The 16,059-nt window shown below is 43.0% G+C and carries 13 protein-coding genes and 1 tRNA gene; 1 reads left to right on the top strand and 13 read right to left on the bottom strand.

Annotated features, from left to right (window positions below; genetic code table 11):
• Positions 1-27: 27 nt before the first annotated feature.
• The 3 genes from VNM22_10765 to VNM22_10755 all read right to left on the bottom strand — a co-directional run bounded on the left by VNM22_10765 (position 28) and on the right by VNM22_10755 (position 2,532).
• Positions 28-963: an amidohydrolase family protein gene (locus tag VNM22_10765; protein HWP47632.1), complete on the bottom strand. Its 936-nt coding sequence runs from the start codon at positions 961-963 to the stop codon at positions 28-30.
• 48 nt (positions 964-1,011) lie between these two features.
• Positions 1,012-1,227: a hypothetical protein gene (locus VNM22_10760; protein ID HWP47631.1), complete on the bottom strand. Its 216-nt coding sequence runs from the start codon at positions 1,225-1,227 to the stop codon at positions 1,012-1,014.
• Between the two features lie 543 nt (positions 1,228-1,770).
• Complete coding sequence (locus tag VNM22_10755; protein HWP47630.1) at positions 1,771-2,532, bottom strand: hypothetical protein; 762 nt, start codon at positions 2,530-2,532, stop codon at positions 1,771-1,773.
• A gap of 783 nt (positions 2,533-3,315) precedes the next feature.
• Here VNM22_10755 and VNM22_10750 point away from each other — a divergent pair.
• Entirely contained in the window at positions 3,316-4,713 is a 1,398-nt protein-coding gene (locus VNM22_10750) for a hypothetical protein (protein ID HWP47629.1), read from the top strand.
• 84 nt (positions 4,714-4,797) lie between these two features.
• Here the strand turns inward: VNM22_10750 and VNM22_10745 are convergent, their stop codons facing one another.
• The 10 genes from VNM22_10745 to VNM22_10700 all read right to left on the bottom strand — a co-directional run bounded on the left by VNM22_10745 (position 4,798) and on the right by VNM22_10700 (position 16,045).
• On the bottom strand, positions 4,798-5,235 hold the full coding sequence (locus VNM22_10745) for a DUF1232 domain-containing protein (protein ID HWP47628.1): 438 nt from the start codon (positions 5,233-5,235) through the stop codon (positions 4,798-4,800).
• A gap of 187 nt (positions 5,236-5,422) precedes the next feature.
• Complete coding sequence (locus VNM22_10740) at positions 5,423-7,480, bottom strand: FG-GAP-like repeat-containing protein (GenBank protein HWP47627.1); 2,058 nt, start codon at positions 7,478-7,480, stop codon at positions 5,423-5,425.
• Positions 7,477-7,968, bottom strand: coding sequence for a hypothetical protein (locus tag VNM22_10735; GenBank protein HWP47626.1), 492 nt, complete (start codon positions 7,966-7,968; stop codon positions 7,477-7,479). Before VNM22_10735 ends, VNM22_10740 begins: the two co-directional genes overlap by 4 nt.
• Positions 7,969-8,193: 225 nt before the next feature.
• Positions 8,194-8,265: transfer RNA gene (locus VNM22_10730), tRNA-Val, on the bottom strand.
• A gap of 73 nt (positions 8,266-8,338) precedes the next feature.
• Positions 8,339-9,445, bottom strand: a complete 1,107-nt coding sequence (aroB, locus tag VNM22_10725) for a 3-dehydroquinate synthase (protein HWP47625.1) — start codon at positions 9,443-9,445, stop codon at positions 8,339-8,341.
• 19 nt (positions 9,446-9,464) lie between these two features.
• A complete protein-coding gene (locus VNM22_10720) occupies positions 9,465-10,148 on the bottom strand; it encodes a DUF1080 domain-containing protein (protein HWP47624.1) in 684 nt (227 codons plus the stop codon).
• An 18-nt stretch (positions 10,149-10,166) separates the two neighbouring features.
• The gene (locus VNM22_10715; GenBank protein HWP47623.1) at positions 10,167-10,907 is read right to left on the bottom strand and encodes a hypothetical protein; all 741 of its coding nucleotides are present in this window, start codon (positions 10,905-10,907) and stop codon (positions 10,167-10,169) included.
• A gap of 334 nt (positions 10,908-11,241) precedes the next feature.
• Positions 11,242-12,381, bottom strand: coding sequence for a tetratricopeptide repeat protein (locus tag VNM22_10710; GenBank protein ID HWP47622.1), 1,140 nt, complete (start codon positions 12,379-12,381; stop codon positions 11,242-11,244).
• Positions 12,382-12,511: 130 nt separating this feature from the next.
• A complete protein-coding gene (hflX, locus tag VNM22_10705; protein HWP47621.1) occupies positions 12,512-13,873 on the bottom strand; it encodes a GTPase HflX in 1,362 nt (453 codons plus the stop codon).
• 453 nt (positions 13,874-14,326) lie between these two features.
• Positions 14,327-16,045, bottom strand: coding sequence for an ATP-binding protein (locus VNM22_10700; GenBank protein ID HWP47620.1), 1,719 nt, complete (start codon positions 16,043-16,045; stop codon positions 14,327-14,329).
• Between the last annotated feature and the right edge of the window lie 14 nt (positions 16,046-16,059).

The raw sequence follows: 16,059 nt of genomic DNA, 5'->3' as shown, positions 1-16,059 counted from the left end.
GGCTGGTTCCTAACTCCTGGTTTCCAATTATGGAACAGTAAGATTCAGAAGGGCCAGACTATCCCGATAGATAATTCCATCCAGCACTTCTTTGGGTATTTTAGGCAATCGGGTCCCCTCCACCAGGTTGTTAAGTTCATAGAGAGCCCGGATGGTACTGGCCGGGGTAGTGAAGGGATAATCGGAGCCAAATATTAACTTGTGGGTCACCCCGTATTCCATGGCTAATATCAGGGAATTGTAAAGCTGCCAGGGGCGATAATAAAGGGCTGAGATATCCGCATAGAGATTCGGCTGCTTTCGGATTAAAACAAGGGTATCTACTTCCCAGGGATGACCCAAGTGGGCAATAACCATCTTCAAGTCGGGAAACTGAAGTGCAACGTCTTCCAGGAGAACTGGAAGGGCATTTTTGAGATTAACCCGCCTGGGAAAAGTAGCTCCTTGGTGGATAAGAACAGGTAATCCCAGTTTTTCGGCTTTTCCAAAAATTCGGAGCAGGCCGGGATCCGTTGGAGGGACATTTTGATAAATAGGGGAGAGCTTAAGCCCCTTGAGACCCAGATCTTCAACCGCATGTTCTATCTCTGCTATAGGATCTGGATCGTGGGGATCTACCGAGGCAAAACCGATAAGCTTATCTGGATGTATTTGCACGTACTGAGCCACATATTCATTGGGCACATGGACCTTTAAATGATTACTTTTAAAAGCCACTACAATGGCTTTGTCTACCGGCTCCATGGCCTTCCAGTGATCGTCCAGGTTTATATTCATAATGGGGTTTATCTTTTCTTGTTGTCCTCCAGGAATCCCACCGACATGGGAAGCATCGTAGACAAATTCATCGCTTAAGTGCTCGGGATATCTCCAAACATGGGTGTGACCATCCACAATCATAGCTTCTTTTGGACTGGAAAAAGGATTGAGAAACCCGTTTTCATTAATCAGGTAGTTATCCAAAATCTAAGAAAACGGGTTTCTGGTGTGGTTCTAACCGATTTTAAGAGGCTAATGGGTTTTTACGGATTTCCGTCTACTTTCATTTTTGGTATCCAGATCGGATTTTAAGTATCTATAGATGGGAGCATCTGAACGAACCTGTTTTTCCTTTACCTCGGAAATCTCCTCAACCTCTTTTTCTTCCATCTGATCCTGTTTTTGTTCTTGTTGAATTCGGTTTTTTAGCCAATTTCTATAAATTTCTTCTTCCCACTCCCAGCACATAAAAGCACCTCCTGGTAAAAAGTTAATCCTGTTTAAAGGCCTTAAGACTCAAGAATTAGGGTAAGGAGTCTATCTATGGAAGTCAATAAAAATTTTATGATTGCACTTGTTATAGTTACCAACTCGTATAATAGATCTCTGGGTAGCCTTGTGCATCAAACCAAGCAAAATAAACCTTATGAAAGGTGTTAGGATGCGCGGCTGGCATCCCGATTAAACCTGTAGATGACAAAACAGTTGCATAGTAAAACCAGGTATCTCCCCCATACCTGTAAAGATAATCAATTGCAGTTCCTCCTGATCCTGTATAATATCCCGCTAACATTTGGTAGAAACCAGCAGAGGGTGTATATTCTACGTGAACGTTCTCATGACTTTCGAGGGATAGATATTATAGTCTTTCCATTAAATATCAAACCCGATGTCCCCATAGTATATCGTTTGATTTTAGTACGAGTAATATCGTTTGTATATAGCCATACATTACCGGTAAAAAGTACCATAGAAATCCTGTTTTAAGTAGTCTTTAAGTAAAAGGAGAATTTATGGATTTTTGGGACATCCTAGAACCCCATAAATGCTTGTTTTATCACTCGAAAATTCTTTGCGTAGAAAAGATGAGGTAGAGTCATTTATGTACTGAGATTGATCATTGTAGGTAACCATATACGTGACATGATGCTTAAGAGCTAACATACAAAACCCTTCAAAATCCCCGTTTTTTAAGTAGTTAAGCATTAAATTTCTATCAAAAACACGAGAGGACCAATCTACATAAGGATTTGAAAAAAAGCCATCCACAGCAATCACTTTACGCCCGGATGCTCCCACCAGGAACAGGGCTAAATCATCGGGAGCTAAAAAGACATCCGTTGGCTGAGTATGTTCTCGAATCCAAATAAAGGCTTTCATATCCTGTTTTTGGCTCATCTGTTGAGCCAAGATACGGAATGCAGTAAAATCTTCCCGAGATAGGTACGATGGATAAACTTTTACAAAAGCAACTAGGATTAACAAACATAGAACTGTTTTTTCATACCACGGTTTAAGCGGGATTCTTATAAAGAACGATCTGTTAACAAATAGTATCAGAGACTTAATTAAAACAACGATAAACCGACTGATAGTAACCATTCCATAACCAAATAAGATCGATTCTAGAGCTTTTAAATAAAATAAAAAATGGTATCCAGGAACTATACTTGGGATAGGTACCTTATTTCTCGGGAGGATCTGACCTAGATAGCTATAGGTAATAAATCCTATAGAGCTTACGAACCAAAATAAAAGTAAGGTTCTCTCCATATATTTAGACTGCTGTAAGATTAACCCTATCATTCCCATACAGATAACAATGATAAGTAGATAATGAGACAGAGTATCACGTATAACAGCCCAAAAATTGGACAAGTTTAAGGTATAGTAAAGCCAGATACCAGGAGCCCAATTCAGAATTTTGAGGCGATAATGTCCTACAATAGAGGATTGGTTATTATCATAATAGTGATTATCAATACTATCATTAATAAATAATGATAAATTTCTAGACAACAACTAAGTTTTGATAATGTGAGGACAATGTAAAGCCCTAAAATGGAAAATTTCCAAGGATATCTCGTTTTCTGGGACAAACTCTAAAGATACGTTTGTTAATCACCGGTTTAATACTAGTATTTGTATACTAAGTTAACAAATGCCTTGAGGAGTTTATTACGGCAATAAAGACACAGCATCCTAATAAATAGGTTTTCCTCGAATTTCTGCTCAAACCGACCATATCTCAAACAACTTCAAGGTTGCTCTTCCAAAATCCATCGCTGCCTTTTTGCACTATTGTTCATAGCTCATCACACTAACACTAAATTTAATGGGGAAATCTGAATTATTCCAGTTTTAGGAGAGTATTGTTCAACAAATGAAAAAATCAGCTCAGGTGGGCAGGTCATTTTTTATATTGACTTTGACATTTTGCGGAGTATATTCTGTACATTATTTTCTCTTTGCTCGAAGGAGATCAATTTTAACCTTTAAAGGGCTGTTTTAGATAGATGAGAGGCTATCGTGGGTGGAAGAGGAGGTTCTAAGGGCATGGTTGGAAAGCGTATCATAGGGGGATTATCTATTTTTCTTCTCTGTATAGCTTTAGAGGTCTGGGCGGAGGAAAAATCTCAGGAAGGATTATTTGAAAAATTTATTGTTCAGATTGATCCTTCTTCCTGGATACCAGGGTCTTTTAAGATAAGTCCGGACGGTAGACGAATTGCCTATATCGTTAGAGTAGGGGGGCAACAGGCCGTGGTTATAGATGGAAAAGAAGAAAAACCTTACGATGCTATTGGCGAGGGTAATCCCGTATTTAGTCCGGATAGCAGGCAGGTAGCCTATGGAGTCAGAAAGGGTCTTAAAGGAGTTGTGGTTGTAAGTGGAAGCGAGCAGAAACCCTACGATGATATTGGATCCGGTAAGATTCTTTTTAGTCCAGACGGTCAACGGATAGCTTATGGAGCCAGAATAGGGGATCGATGGACTTTAGTCATCGATGGAAAAGAGGGAAAGCTTTATGATAGCATTGGAAGCAATTTTATCTTCAGCCCGGATAGCAGGCGGTTCGCTTATAATGCCCGTATAAAGGATAAGCGAGTTGTCGTCGTGGATGGAAAAGAAGAAAAACTTTACGATAGCATTGGAAGTAATTTTGTTTTCAGCCCGGATAGCCAACATCTTGCCTATGCGGCTGAGGAAGGCGAAAAATGGTTCGTGGTTGTGGATGGAAAGGAAGGAAAGCCTTACCAGGCCATTGCCGCAGGTTCTCTCACTTTCAGTCCGGACAGCCAGCACCTGGCTTATGTAGCTCAGGTAAACGATAAGTGGGTGATGGTCGTGGATGGAAAAGAAGGAACCCTCTACGATGGAATCGAGGTAGATACTCCCATCTTTAGTCCGGATAGCCGACACATTGCCTATAAAGTTATAGATGATCGGAGACGTTTTGTGGTTATAGATGGAAGAGAGCAAAAGCCCTATGATGACCTTTTAGAGGACACGCCGGTTTTTAGCCCGGATGGTAAGCGGATCGGTTACGGAGCTAAACAAGGCGATAAATGGTTTGTAGTAGTAGATGGAGAGGAAGGAAAATCCTATGACAGAATTGGATACCCTCTTCTCTTCAGCCCGGATAGCCAGCGTATGGCTTATCGTGCCGGGGTGGGAAATAAACAATTTGTTGTTGTAGATGGAAAAGAGGGAAAAGTTTACGAAAGCATCTCAACGGGTACACCTGTTTTCAGTCCCGACAGCCGGCATGTGGTTTATGTGGCTAAGGAAGGAAATAAATTGTTTCTCGTTGTGGACGGACAGGAAAGAAAACCTTATGATTTTATCTTTACCCCTCCGAGGGGAGGGATTATCTTTGATTCTCCAAATGAGCTTCGTTATCTTGTCATCCAGAACAATGGTATCTATCAGGTAGAGGAAAAGATAAGATAATTCTCTTTAGATCTCTTTCCGGTCCTCTTGCAAAACCCACAGGTAAGCTGGTCTAATTTGCTTTTATTTTAAAACCTGAAAGGTTTATTTTGATTCCAGGTTCTGCTTGATTCTATTCCATAGACCGCTCCCCACCATCTGATCGGCTTGAGCCACAATTTTTTTGACCCATTCCAGGATGTCTCCTTCTCCAGGCCAATTTTCTTTTATAATATTTGGATCCAGGGTATTCAACATCAGGTTTAAAGCATAAGCACTGACGGCAATATCATCCAGGTATCCCAAGGGGCCTAGCAGGAACTCAGGAATAACATCCACAGGAGAGACATAATAGGCCAGAGCAAGGCCAAGTTTCGCTTTATGGCCTGATGGAACTCTTGAATCGAACATGAGCTTACAGAGTAGATAGAATAAATCCGGTGCCAACAGGACGTATTCTATCCATTTACTGTTTTTTCCTTCATGGGCTGCCCAATCCTGGACTTTCTTTCGAAGGTTTTTATAGAAATCCTCTGTTTCCATATCTATCTTGTTTTAATACGTTTCTGATATTTCTTATTTTCGCGTTCTTTATACCCTTCTTCTCTAACTTATGAGGATAAAGTTTTATGGAGAAAGTACAAAGTTCGCAAACAGGATTAAAGAAACAGTAAATAGAACTAGGGTTAATTTATGGCGTGTGGAAGATCTACGTCAAGGAAAAGATTTTCTATTTGGGGCCGATCGCCCTCCAGGTGGAATTAACTGAGCCTGGGCTGGGAGAAACACTTCGATTTAAGGTGGTTCCATTCATAAGCCATATGACCAGTCGACCGTTCTTATCCTCCCAGAGGAGGTCAGGTTGACCGTCTTGGTTGAAGTCTCCTGTTCCGATGACCTTCCAGTTTGAATCCAACAGATTGGGATTGGGGTAAACGCCTTTTTGTAGGGTTGTACCCTTCAGGAGCCATAGGTAAATACGTCCATTCAGATGTTGCCAGAGGATATCTGGAGAGTTATCCTGATTAAAATCTCCGATTCCCACCATTTTCCAGCTTGGATCGTTTCTATTAGGGTTCAAATAAGTCCCTCCATTCTGAAGAATTCCCTTCATGAACCAGACATAGAGCCATCCATCTTTATGTTGCCAGAGAATATCCGTCTGTCCATCCCCGTTGAAATCCCCGGTAGCAACAATTTGCCAGTTTGAATCGGTTGGGCTGGTATTGAGATACCTGCCGCTACTTCCCAGGATACCCTTCATAAACCACAGGTAGAGTAAACCTGTCTTATTTTGTCCGATCAAATCCACCTGTCCATCTTGGTTAAAATCTCCTGTGGCGACGATTTTCCAGCTCGAATCAAAGGGGGTGAGAGTAAGATAATTCCCTCCATTTTGGGTGGTTCCTTTCATAAACCATACGTAGATACGTCCATCCGGGAGTTGCCACAGAATGTCTGTTTGGTTATCTTGATTAAAGTCGAAAAGCTGCTTTGATGCGACCGGTTTATAGGGCGTCAGCCAATTTTCTACAGACCATCCTGTAAGGCCATTATCCCATCGAATCTTCCACCATACATAGAAGGTCCCCAGGTAAGAAGCTCCTTCTGGACCTCCTGTGAGGGTTCCACGGGCACCTTTAGGCACCTGACCTATCCGGGTCCCTGCTGGGGTTGATCGTACGTTCAACCCTGTGGTCGTCTGGACCTGGCTTCCTACTCTGACATCCGGTCTCCAGAGAAACTCCACCGTAATCCAATCGTTATCTTTCATTTTTAGATCATCCCAGAAAGTTCCATCGGCCAGATCGATGCCGGCCGGATTTCGGACCACCTGAAAATCCTTATTATTTCCGAAGTCTCCACTCCATCTTCCATTATAACCTTGCAGGTATGCTGCCTGGGCCTGGGGTACTCCTGGGCCTAAACCCGGTTTACCCCCATGGTGCAGGTGTTTGTAAATCTCTCGGATATTTTCCGGATTCCAATAATCATCGAAAATATTCCAGGGTCCCACGTCCCAAACCGGTGCCACTACGGACCTGCCTTTATAGGTTAATCTAACCTGGAAGTCATAGGTACGGTCGTTGGCGTTCAGTGCCCGGTAAGAGGGCAGGGCAACAAAATGATCCCGTGGCTTGATGACATGGCCATTTGCAGTAGTGCCCCCCACAAGACCTTCCCGGGTGGCAAAGATCTGATATCCCAATCCCTTACGCTCCAGCCCACGTACCTTTGGAATCGCCCTGACCACAACTTCTTGATGCCGATACCGTACAGGTGCCCTGGGATCATCTCCTTTGAACAGGATAGCAGTTTGGATTCCCCGCGTTACCCTGGTTAATCTGCAGGTCACTTTCAAAGACATGGCGGCCCCTGGAAGGACACGAGCCTGATCAATCACACAGGGATTATATCCAGAAGCTCTTATGACAATGGTATATAACTTGAAAGGAAAAGGAGTAGGAACAGAGTTAATGAGAAACTCACCCTGTTTATTGGTAACTCCAGCCCTTACGGCCGATTGAAGTGGAGGCAACGGGATATCTCCTTTATCGGTATGAATAACATAATCTGTGGGACCTCGCCGGGTAGAAGGATCCAGAAGAAAAATGTCTGCATCGGGAATAGGTTTTGAAGTGACCGCATCGGTTACAGTTCCATATACATTACCGACCAGTTGATCAGCCGATAAGGAGGTATATCCCTCCGTTTGAGAAAATACAGGTTCTGAAGCCAGGATGTCCAAGAGAAGCAGCAGAATGACCCAGAGGGAGTTTTGCTTCATTTATCTTTCTCCTTTTCCGACGTGATTTTCTTGATTTTTTCGGTTCTATAAGAGTACAAATATTTAGATTCTGAGAAATCCGGCAGCGTTATGGCTTTAACTATTAAAGTTTCGTTATCTTTCCATTGAGGGTCGTAGGTTGAAAACCGTTCGTTCGGCTTTGGCAGGGTTACTTTTTTTAAACCACTTCCATCATATCGGACAACCCATACATGGGTCGTGGTCAGGGGGCTATGGCCACCCAGATTATAACTCACAAATGCAATCAATTCTCCATCAGGAGACCAAACGGCCGACTTTACTCCCTCGTCTTTTCCCAGGTTGCTTATCTGTCTTTTCTGGGTTTTATCCATCTCCATGACCCAAAGCTCGGGTCGTCCAGCACGACAAATAATGGCAAGGGCTCGTTTTTTATCGGGGGAAGGGATCAACTCTTCTTCCTTAGGTTGGGGAATATCCTCGGTCGTCTCTTGACCAGAAATTTTCATCGGAAAGGAGAAAAGTACGAGAAGTAATATAAGTATCAGTTTCTCGACTCTTGAGAACCGTTTCCCTATCCTGTAAACCGTTTGCATCTTCTTCAAATCTTTCAATCCAGGGACTTTAGAAAAAACCTGACAAAATGCAAGCTTACAAACTTCTCTAAGGATGTTGGTAATGTGTCTAAGCGAAATGTTTCACTCTATCGAATCCGGAGGGGGAGGAAAGGAGAGTGGGTGCTACTGGTTTCGAACCAGTGACCTCTGCCGTGTGAAGGCAGCGCTCTACCCCTGAGCTAAGCACCCATTTTCTACTTTAACCTTATAAGCTATTTCGTTATGCTCTGTCAAGGAGTAAGTTAGAAATTTTCTTCGGATTTCAGTTTGGATGGCTCAGGACTTTTCTGACTATCTCGTCGTCTACTCTAATTCCATAACGACCGTTGATAGTGACCATTTCCCCTATTTTTCTGGGTAAAACATATTCTGCTTTCCCTCCCCGGGCTTTTTTATCTAAAGTAGTAGCCTGAATAATTTCCTGGGGGTTTAAATGGGAAGGAAGGGTGACCGGAAGCCCGAAAGCTTCTAACAAACTCCTCTGGCAACGAACCTCTTCTTCGGTTAAATAGCCCAGTTCTTGGGCGATACGGCTTTCTATTGTCATACCTATAGCCACGCCCTCTCCATGGAGGATCCGATATTGACAAAGGGCCTCAATGGCATGTCCGATGGTATGACCATAGTTTAAGATCTTTCTCAAGTCCCCCTCTCGTTCATCTTGCTCAACCACATAAGCTTTGATTTCGCAACATCGTCCGATGATATAAATGATCGGTTCACTTTCTAAGTTTAAGATTTTGTCTTGATTCTCCTGGAGGTAATCGAAGAGAGATCGATCTTGAATCACGGCATATTTTACGATTTCAGCCAGGCCGGCCTTTATCTGTCGAAGGGGAAGGGTTTTTAAAGTATCTATATCGATATAAACGGCTGCAGGTTGGTAAAAGGCGCCTACCAGATTTTTTCCCCAGGGGACATCTACTGCCGTTTTACCTCCGATACTGCTATCCACATGGGCCAGCAGGGTGGTAGGAATCTGGATGTAGGGAATCCCCCGATTATAGGTGGCAGCCACAAAACCGGCCATATCTCCGACCACCCCACCCCCCAGAGCGATAATGGCCGAGTCTCGACCAAAACCCTGGCGGAACATCTCATCCTCCAGGTAAGCTTTAGTTTCACGGGTTTTGTATTCCTCTCCGGCCGGGAAAGTAATAAGCGTAACGTGTAAACCTTTTTTTTGAAAATCCTTTAGCAATGGGATTCCGAAAATAGGGGCCACTTCAGAATCTGTGATAAGGGCATAACGATCTGCAAGGGGTTTATTTTTTAGATCCTGTCCCACTTGAAAAAGTAACCCCGAGCCGATTTTAAGGTCATAGGAATGATCAACGTGTTTAGCCAGATGAACGCGGATTGTTTTCAAGGAATCTTACTCCCTATCTTTAAGGTTTATTCAATTCTTTAATGGCTATGTTTCGATATCGGGTAAAACGACCTGGGGCCCATCGATCGGTTCCACCATGTACCTGCAATCCGATCATTCCTTTATCCGGCAGGCGTTTCTGATTATCCGTCCAGTCCATAAGAGGTTGTCCGTTCATCCAGGTCTTGATGTGGGGAGGATTTCCTTCAATTCGGACAAGCAGACTATTCCATTGATCCCTTTTCCAAACTTTAGGAAAGTCCTTGGCCGGAAGGAGAAAACCGCCTATCCCTTCTCCATAAATACCTCCCACGTTTCCTTGCGGAAGGTAATCGTTTAAGATCTGGTAAGCCTGACCTCGCTCATTAGCCCGTAAAAAGATTCCACTATCGCATCCAAAATCCGGCATAAGCTCAAGGTACAATTCAAAATCACCAAATTCTTGATCTGTCAGGAGAAGCCCCCCATTACCCGGTCTATCCTGGGTTCCGGCAATCGCGCCATCTTCAATGATCCAGCTTTGGGTATTACCATGGACACTTTCTTTACTCATATGCCAGCCTGTAAGGGTTTTTCCATCGAAAAGGCTTTGAAAACCTTCGGGAATTTGTTCTGGAGAGCCCGTCTCAGAGGCAGGAGGTTGTGCCTTGCCGGTACACCCTATTAAGAAAAAAACCATGAATAAATTTATAAAATAAAACATAGAAGGCCTCTTTTCCCTTTATACCAGCTTTCCATAGGAGAAGACCAATCGAATCCCGGTATCCCGCAGGATCTGTTCTACCTCAGGCCGAACTCGATAGCAAAAACATACCGGAAATATCTCCCCTGCAAGGTGTTGACGGGCTCGTTCGACTTGTTTAATAAAGTCCTTGACCTCTTTGAGGGTCAGGTTGTGTTTTGCCTCACCGACAATCCAGATGGTCGTTTCCGGCCTTGCCGGATCTGTAGCCGTTCCAAAGATATTCACCTCTTCGGGCTCGGTATCCCACCTTTGCCAAGACCGATGTAATTCACTGACCTGCCAGCCAAGCTCGCGTTTCAGTACGTTATACAAGACGATATAAGCGATGTTTTCAATATCCCCACCCACCGTATCACTCAATCCACCAACCTGTTTCTGGAGACGATCTATAGCCCAGGTCAATTTCTCAATGGCTTCCCGTGTTTCCGTTTGAAAGATATTCAAGCGTTCTTCGGTTTTGTGTTGGGCTTCGGCCAGTTGTTCCACAGCCAACTCCAGTCTGCTGACCTGTTCTTCGGTTCTATGTTGTGCTTCTGCTAACTCCCTCACAATCTGCTTCAGCTCACTAAAATCTTCACGTGTCACACCCGCCTGATGTATCTGGGTTGCAACCCGATCCAGCACGCGCATAAGAACTTCCGCAGTCTGCGCATCGAAAGCTTGACGCAGCTCGGCCAGCAAAGCTTCCCGGTCTATTAGAATTAAGCTATCACTCATGGTGGATCCCTCAGGTTATAAAAAAGAGGGTTTATTTTAATTTACATATTTAATTCTCCACCGGCAATTTCTTCAACACTTTTGTAACTTTCTTAAACCGTAGGTTTGAGAGTATCCCAGTGGACAGAGGTTTTGAAATAAATCAGATTTTTCTGGGTAGAAAAATATGAAACTCAGAGCGGCTGGTATCAAGAAGCTCCTTTACTCCTATTATCGCAGGCCATAATGTAGCGGAGTATCCTTTTCGAGTTAAAAAGGTACCGGAAATCTTTCTCCTGCCCGACGGACAGGCCATACCCGGCTTCCGTTAATTGGTTTATTCTTTTAGTAAAGATTAGCCTTTTTTCTTATCGACCAGTTCTTTTAAATGCTGCCTGGCTTCTTTAGCCAACTCACTTTCCGGCTCCAATTCCAGAACTTTTTTCCAGCACTGGGAGGCCTTTTCCCAGTCTTCCATGAGTGTATAAATTTCTCCCAGGCAGGCATAGACTTCCTCGTTGGAGGGATCTTTCTCGAGGTATTGTTGAAGGGTGGCCGAAGCCTGCAGATATTGACCCTGCTTTTTATAAAGATGACCGAGAGCTAAATACCCTTGGAGGGCATTTTCATCCAGGATGGCCGTTTTTGCCTGTTGTCTGATGAATTTAAGATACATTTCCTCGGCTTTAGAGGGATCTTGAAGTTTTTCATATAGCTGACCCAGATAGTAATAAGCCAGTTCGAATTTCGGATCCAATTCGATACTTCTCCTAAGGAAGCGAAGGCTTTCTTGTAAATCTCCATAATCCGAATAGAGGTTTCCCAGGACAAAGTGGGCTTCTGAGTGGGTAGGGTAAATTTGGATAACCTTTTTCATTTCCTCGATGGCCTTGGTCAAAAAACCATATCGCGCATATACCATTCCCAGGTCAAAATGGAGATCCGGGTCTTCAGGGTTCAACTTAAGCCGGGCTTTGAGGTCTGCAATTTGTCGATCTGTAAAGTGGCGGCTATCATCGAATCTAATATCATAGGGTGCAATTTGATAAAGACCGAAATTCTTAATTCTTCTGAGTTCTGCAAAGCCAAATCCCAGGGAATCTTCCAGCCCGATATGTTTTAATCTTTCGCTGAGCGTTTTTTCTTGATGCATTTCCAGGGCAATTTCTAGTTTTTCCTGAATCTCATCGATCTCCGGAGCAAATTCTCCATATAACTCTTTGGCCGTTTGGTAGGCTTCTATGGCGAGGTCCCATTGTTGGTCGTTCGCATAAGTATCCCCTTTTTGAACATATTCCACCGCCAGATTAATCCTGGAGTTTTGTAGTTTTTCTTCAATCCATCTATGGATGGGTTCTTCTTGGGGTCCCAACATTTCCAGAGCTTTTTGGTATTCTATAAGAGCCGAATGCCACTTTCCTTCTTGAAAGAAAAGGTTCCCCCGTCTTATGTATTCTTGATAATCTCGCTTAAAAATAGATCGGAGAAATTTCATTCTAAAACGTAAAGCCTTCACCCCCAGGACATCCCTGCCATAAGGAAAAATCGGTTATTTCTTTTTTGGACTCTTGGTCCTTGGAGGTGAGGGCTACTTACGTTTTATTTTTGCTTTGACCCACCTGGGCTTAGTTATAGGCAAGAACTTTCTCTCCCTCTTCCTTCTCTAACGAAAGGGGGTTTTGGGCAAGTATCCGGATCAGCTCTTTCTCCATCCGCTGGGTTAGTTTAAAGAGGGTATTGGGTTGAAGAGCCGATATAGAAACCGCCTGATAAAGCCTGCATAGATTCTCGACTAATTTGGGATCTACTTTATCTTCTTTATTAAAGACTATTAATGTGGGTTTGGTATGCAACCCGAGCTCATAGAGAATTTTGTTAACGGCCTGAATCTGTTCTTCAAATCGAGGATTGCTTACATCAACGACATGCAAGAGTAAATCGGCATCTTCCAGTTCATCGAGGGTAGATCGGAAAGCCTCCATGAGATCTTTAGGAAGATCTCGAATAAATCCGACCGTATCCGTGATAATTACTTCTAAATCTCGGGGGAAACGAAGCCTTCGACTGGTTGGATCCAAAGTAGCAAATAATTGGTCCTCTACATATACCTGACTGTGGGTTAAGGCATTAAGTAAAGTAGATTTTCCGGCATTGGTATAGCCTACAATGGAAACAATGGGTAATTCCTTCTTAAGGCGTCGAGACCGGCGTTGTTCTCGACCTTTTGCCAGATGTTTGAGTTCATTTTCTAATCGATGGATGCGATCTTTTACCCGTCTGCGATCAACTTCTAGCTTTGTTTCACCGGGTCCTCTCCCTCCAATACCTCCGGTTAAGCGAGATAATGCATCATCTCGGGTGGAGAGCCTGGGAAGCATATATTTGAGCTGAGCAAGTTCCACCTGGACCTTTCCAACTCGGCTGTGAGCCCGTTGAGCAAAAATATCCAGAATAAGTTGAGCCCGATCAATGATTTTAAGATCTGTAAAATCTGCCAGGGTTCTCACCTGGGCAGGAGTTAACTCCTGATCAAATACCAAAAGATCGGCTCCCAGTTGGAGAGCTTTTAGAACCAGCTCTTGAAGTTTTCCTTTTCCCATTAAAAACTTCGGGTCTGGTTTCGGACGATGTTGAAGAACCGAATCCAGGACCAGAATTCCGCTGGATCTTGCCAGTTCTTTAAGCTCTGCTAAAGAATCCTCTGCCTCGAATTTACTCCCAGACGTTACACTCACCAAAATGGCCCGTTCACGGTTATCTCCTAACTCTCTAACCCCCTGAACTCGAGCAAACTCTTCTTCCAGGGATCGAATCAATTGCTCAAAATCCAGCTCCAGCTGGCTGGGGTGGACAGGATCCAGCAGTAGCCAGTTCTTGTTTTCCAGATTTTTAGGAAGGAGATGAGCCAAGTAAGCAAAACCCGGGAGACCATCTGGCTGCACACTAATAGCCCCCATGAGGTCTAATCGGAGTAAGGCCAGATCCATTAAATCTTCCTGGCTTAATGGCTCTCCTTTCAAATGGGTATGTAAACATCGAAGCCCCAGAAGTCGGCTTGATCCTTTACGGAATCCCCTTAGATCCGGGATAAAAATACTTTTGGCATCTCCTACGATGACATATTCAATATTTCCTCGACGATTGACCAGAATTCCAATCTGCCTTCCTATTTCCTGGGAAATTTCCGTTAAATAGCGAGCCAGTTCTTGGGTAATGACTTTGGTGGCAGGAATCTTTCTTCGGTAGATATGTTCAATTCTTTTCAGTTCATTAGGTTTTAAACCGATTAAATTACCATAAAGTTTATGAATAGAATTTCACCTCGACTTACTGATTGTTCGTTGTTTATTGTTCGTTGTTTTTTGTTTAAACCGATAACTTAAGACGACCCTGGCAGGTAGTCAAAGTTATCGGATCCACTGACCCCCAACAATGAACAATTAACTACGAACAATATACGACTCTTTCCCTTCAGTTACCAGGGGTAGGGTAAAGTAGAAGGTACTCCCCTTTTTAGGTTCACTTTCAACCCCAATCTCTCCTCGATGACGACTGATAATTTCCTTACAGAAGGCTAATCCTAAACCCACCCCAGGTGGTTTTTCTGTTAAAATATTACCGAGTTGATTGAATTTTGTAAACAGATAGGAGGTATTCTCCTTAGAAATTCCTATACCCGTATCGGTAATGGAAACCTTAACAAAAGGATGACACTCCTTCCGCTGAACTTCTTCCATTTTGATGTCGATCTTTCCCTTTTCTTTGTTAAATTTAATAGCATTGTCCATAAAGTGACATAAAACCCGATCTATTTTCTCTTCATCAGCATATACCTGAAGGCTTCTATCTGAAGGTTGATAAGTGAGGGTTATTTGTTTTTTCTCGAGATGGGTTTGGAACCTATCGATAATTCTGGTGATAAGAGGATGCAAAAGGACGGGTCTGATATTCCATTTCACCTTATCGGATTCGACTAAACTAAATTCTGCAATTTGATCCAGAAGAATCGAAATTTGCTTTCCAGATTCTAAAATGGCCTGAAGAAATTCTTTTCCTTTTTCAGGAGAAAGTTTATTTCCCATCTCCAGAAGAAGTTCAGCATATCCGTTGATCGAAGTCAACGGGGTTCGGATTTCATGGGAAATATTGCTGATAAAATTGGACTTCATTTGATCCAGTTGCTGGAGTTCTTTATTGAGCCGTTCAAGTTCTCGGGCCTTGATTTGGAGCTTCTCATAGAGCCAGGCGTTTTCAATGGCCAGGGCGATGGGATTGGAGATGCCCCTTAGAAGATCCAGGTCATGTAGATCAAAGGCCTTGCCTGATTTTTTATTATTCACGTTGAGAACCCCAATCACACGGTCTTTGATCTTCAAGGGGACACATAAAAGAGAGTCATTTTTATATTGATCGAGAGTTTTTTTTCTGAACTTCTTGAATTTTTCACTCTTCTCAATATTATTAATAAGCAAGGGTTTGCCTTGTTGAGCAACCCATCCCGAAATCCCTGTCCCTATGGGAACTCGCGCGTTTTCCACAATTTGTTTCTCAGGTCCTATATAGGCCAATACAGCCAATTCTTGGGTATCTTCCTGGATCCCCATTAAAGAGACTGTTTCTACATCCAAAATTTGAGAAACTATTTCGACAACCCGTTGGAGGAGTAAATCAATGTGTTCAAAGGAATTGGTGATTTTACTTACTTCCATCAGGGTTATGAGCTCTTCGAAATATTGCCTGGAGTTCTTGAGGATAGCTTGATCCAACAGGGTTTGTTTATATCGGCTGATTGCTTCACGGATCGAGTCGAGCAACTCCATAGGATCAGGAGGTTTAAGAATATAATCCGAAACGCCTAACTTTATTGCTTTTTTAATCGCTTGTAGAGATATCTCTGAAGTAAGAATAATGATGGGTAAATAAGGATGATTTTTCCTCAGTTCTTCGGCAAACAAAAGACCCTTTCCTTCACCCAGGGAAATCTCTATCAGAATCAGATCCATAGAGAATTGAGTTAAATATTTTTTGCCTTCCTCATAAGAATTTGACGGAAGGATGGTACAGCCCTTAGGGATCAGGATTTTTTTCAGGATACGCCATGTGTTTGGATCCTCATCTAAGACTAAAATTTTACTGCCCACCAAGCTCATTTTAGACATTTTTAATCCTTCTA

The organism is Candidatus Limnocylindrales bacterium (assembly GCA_035559535.1).
Taxonomy (GTDB): domain Bacteria; phylum Moduliflexota; class Moduliflexia; order Moduliflexales; family JAUQPW01; genus JAUQPW01.
The sequence above is the reverse complement of the archived record's forward strand: the minus strand, read 5'-3'. Positions and strand labels throughout refer to the sequence as shown.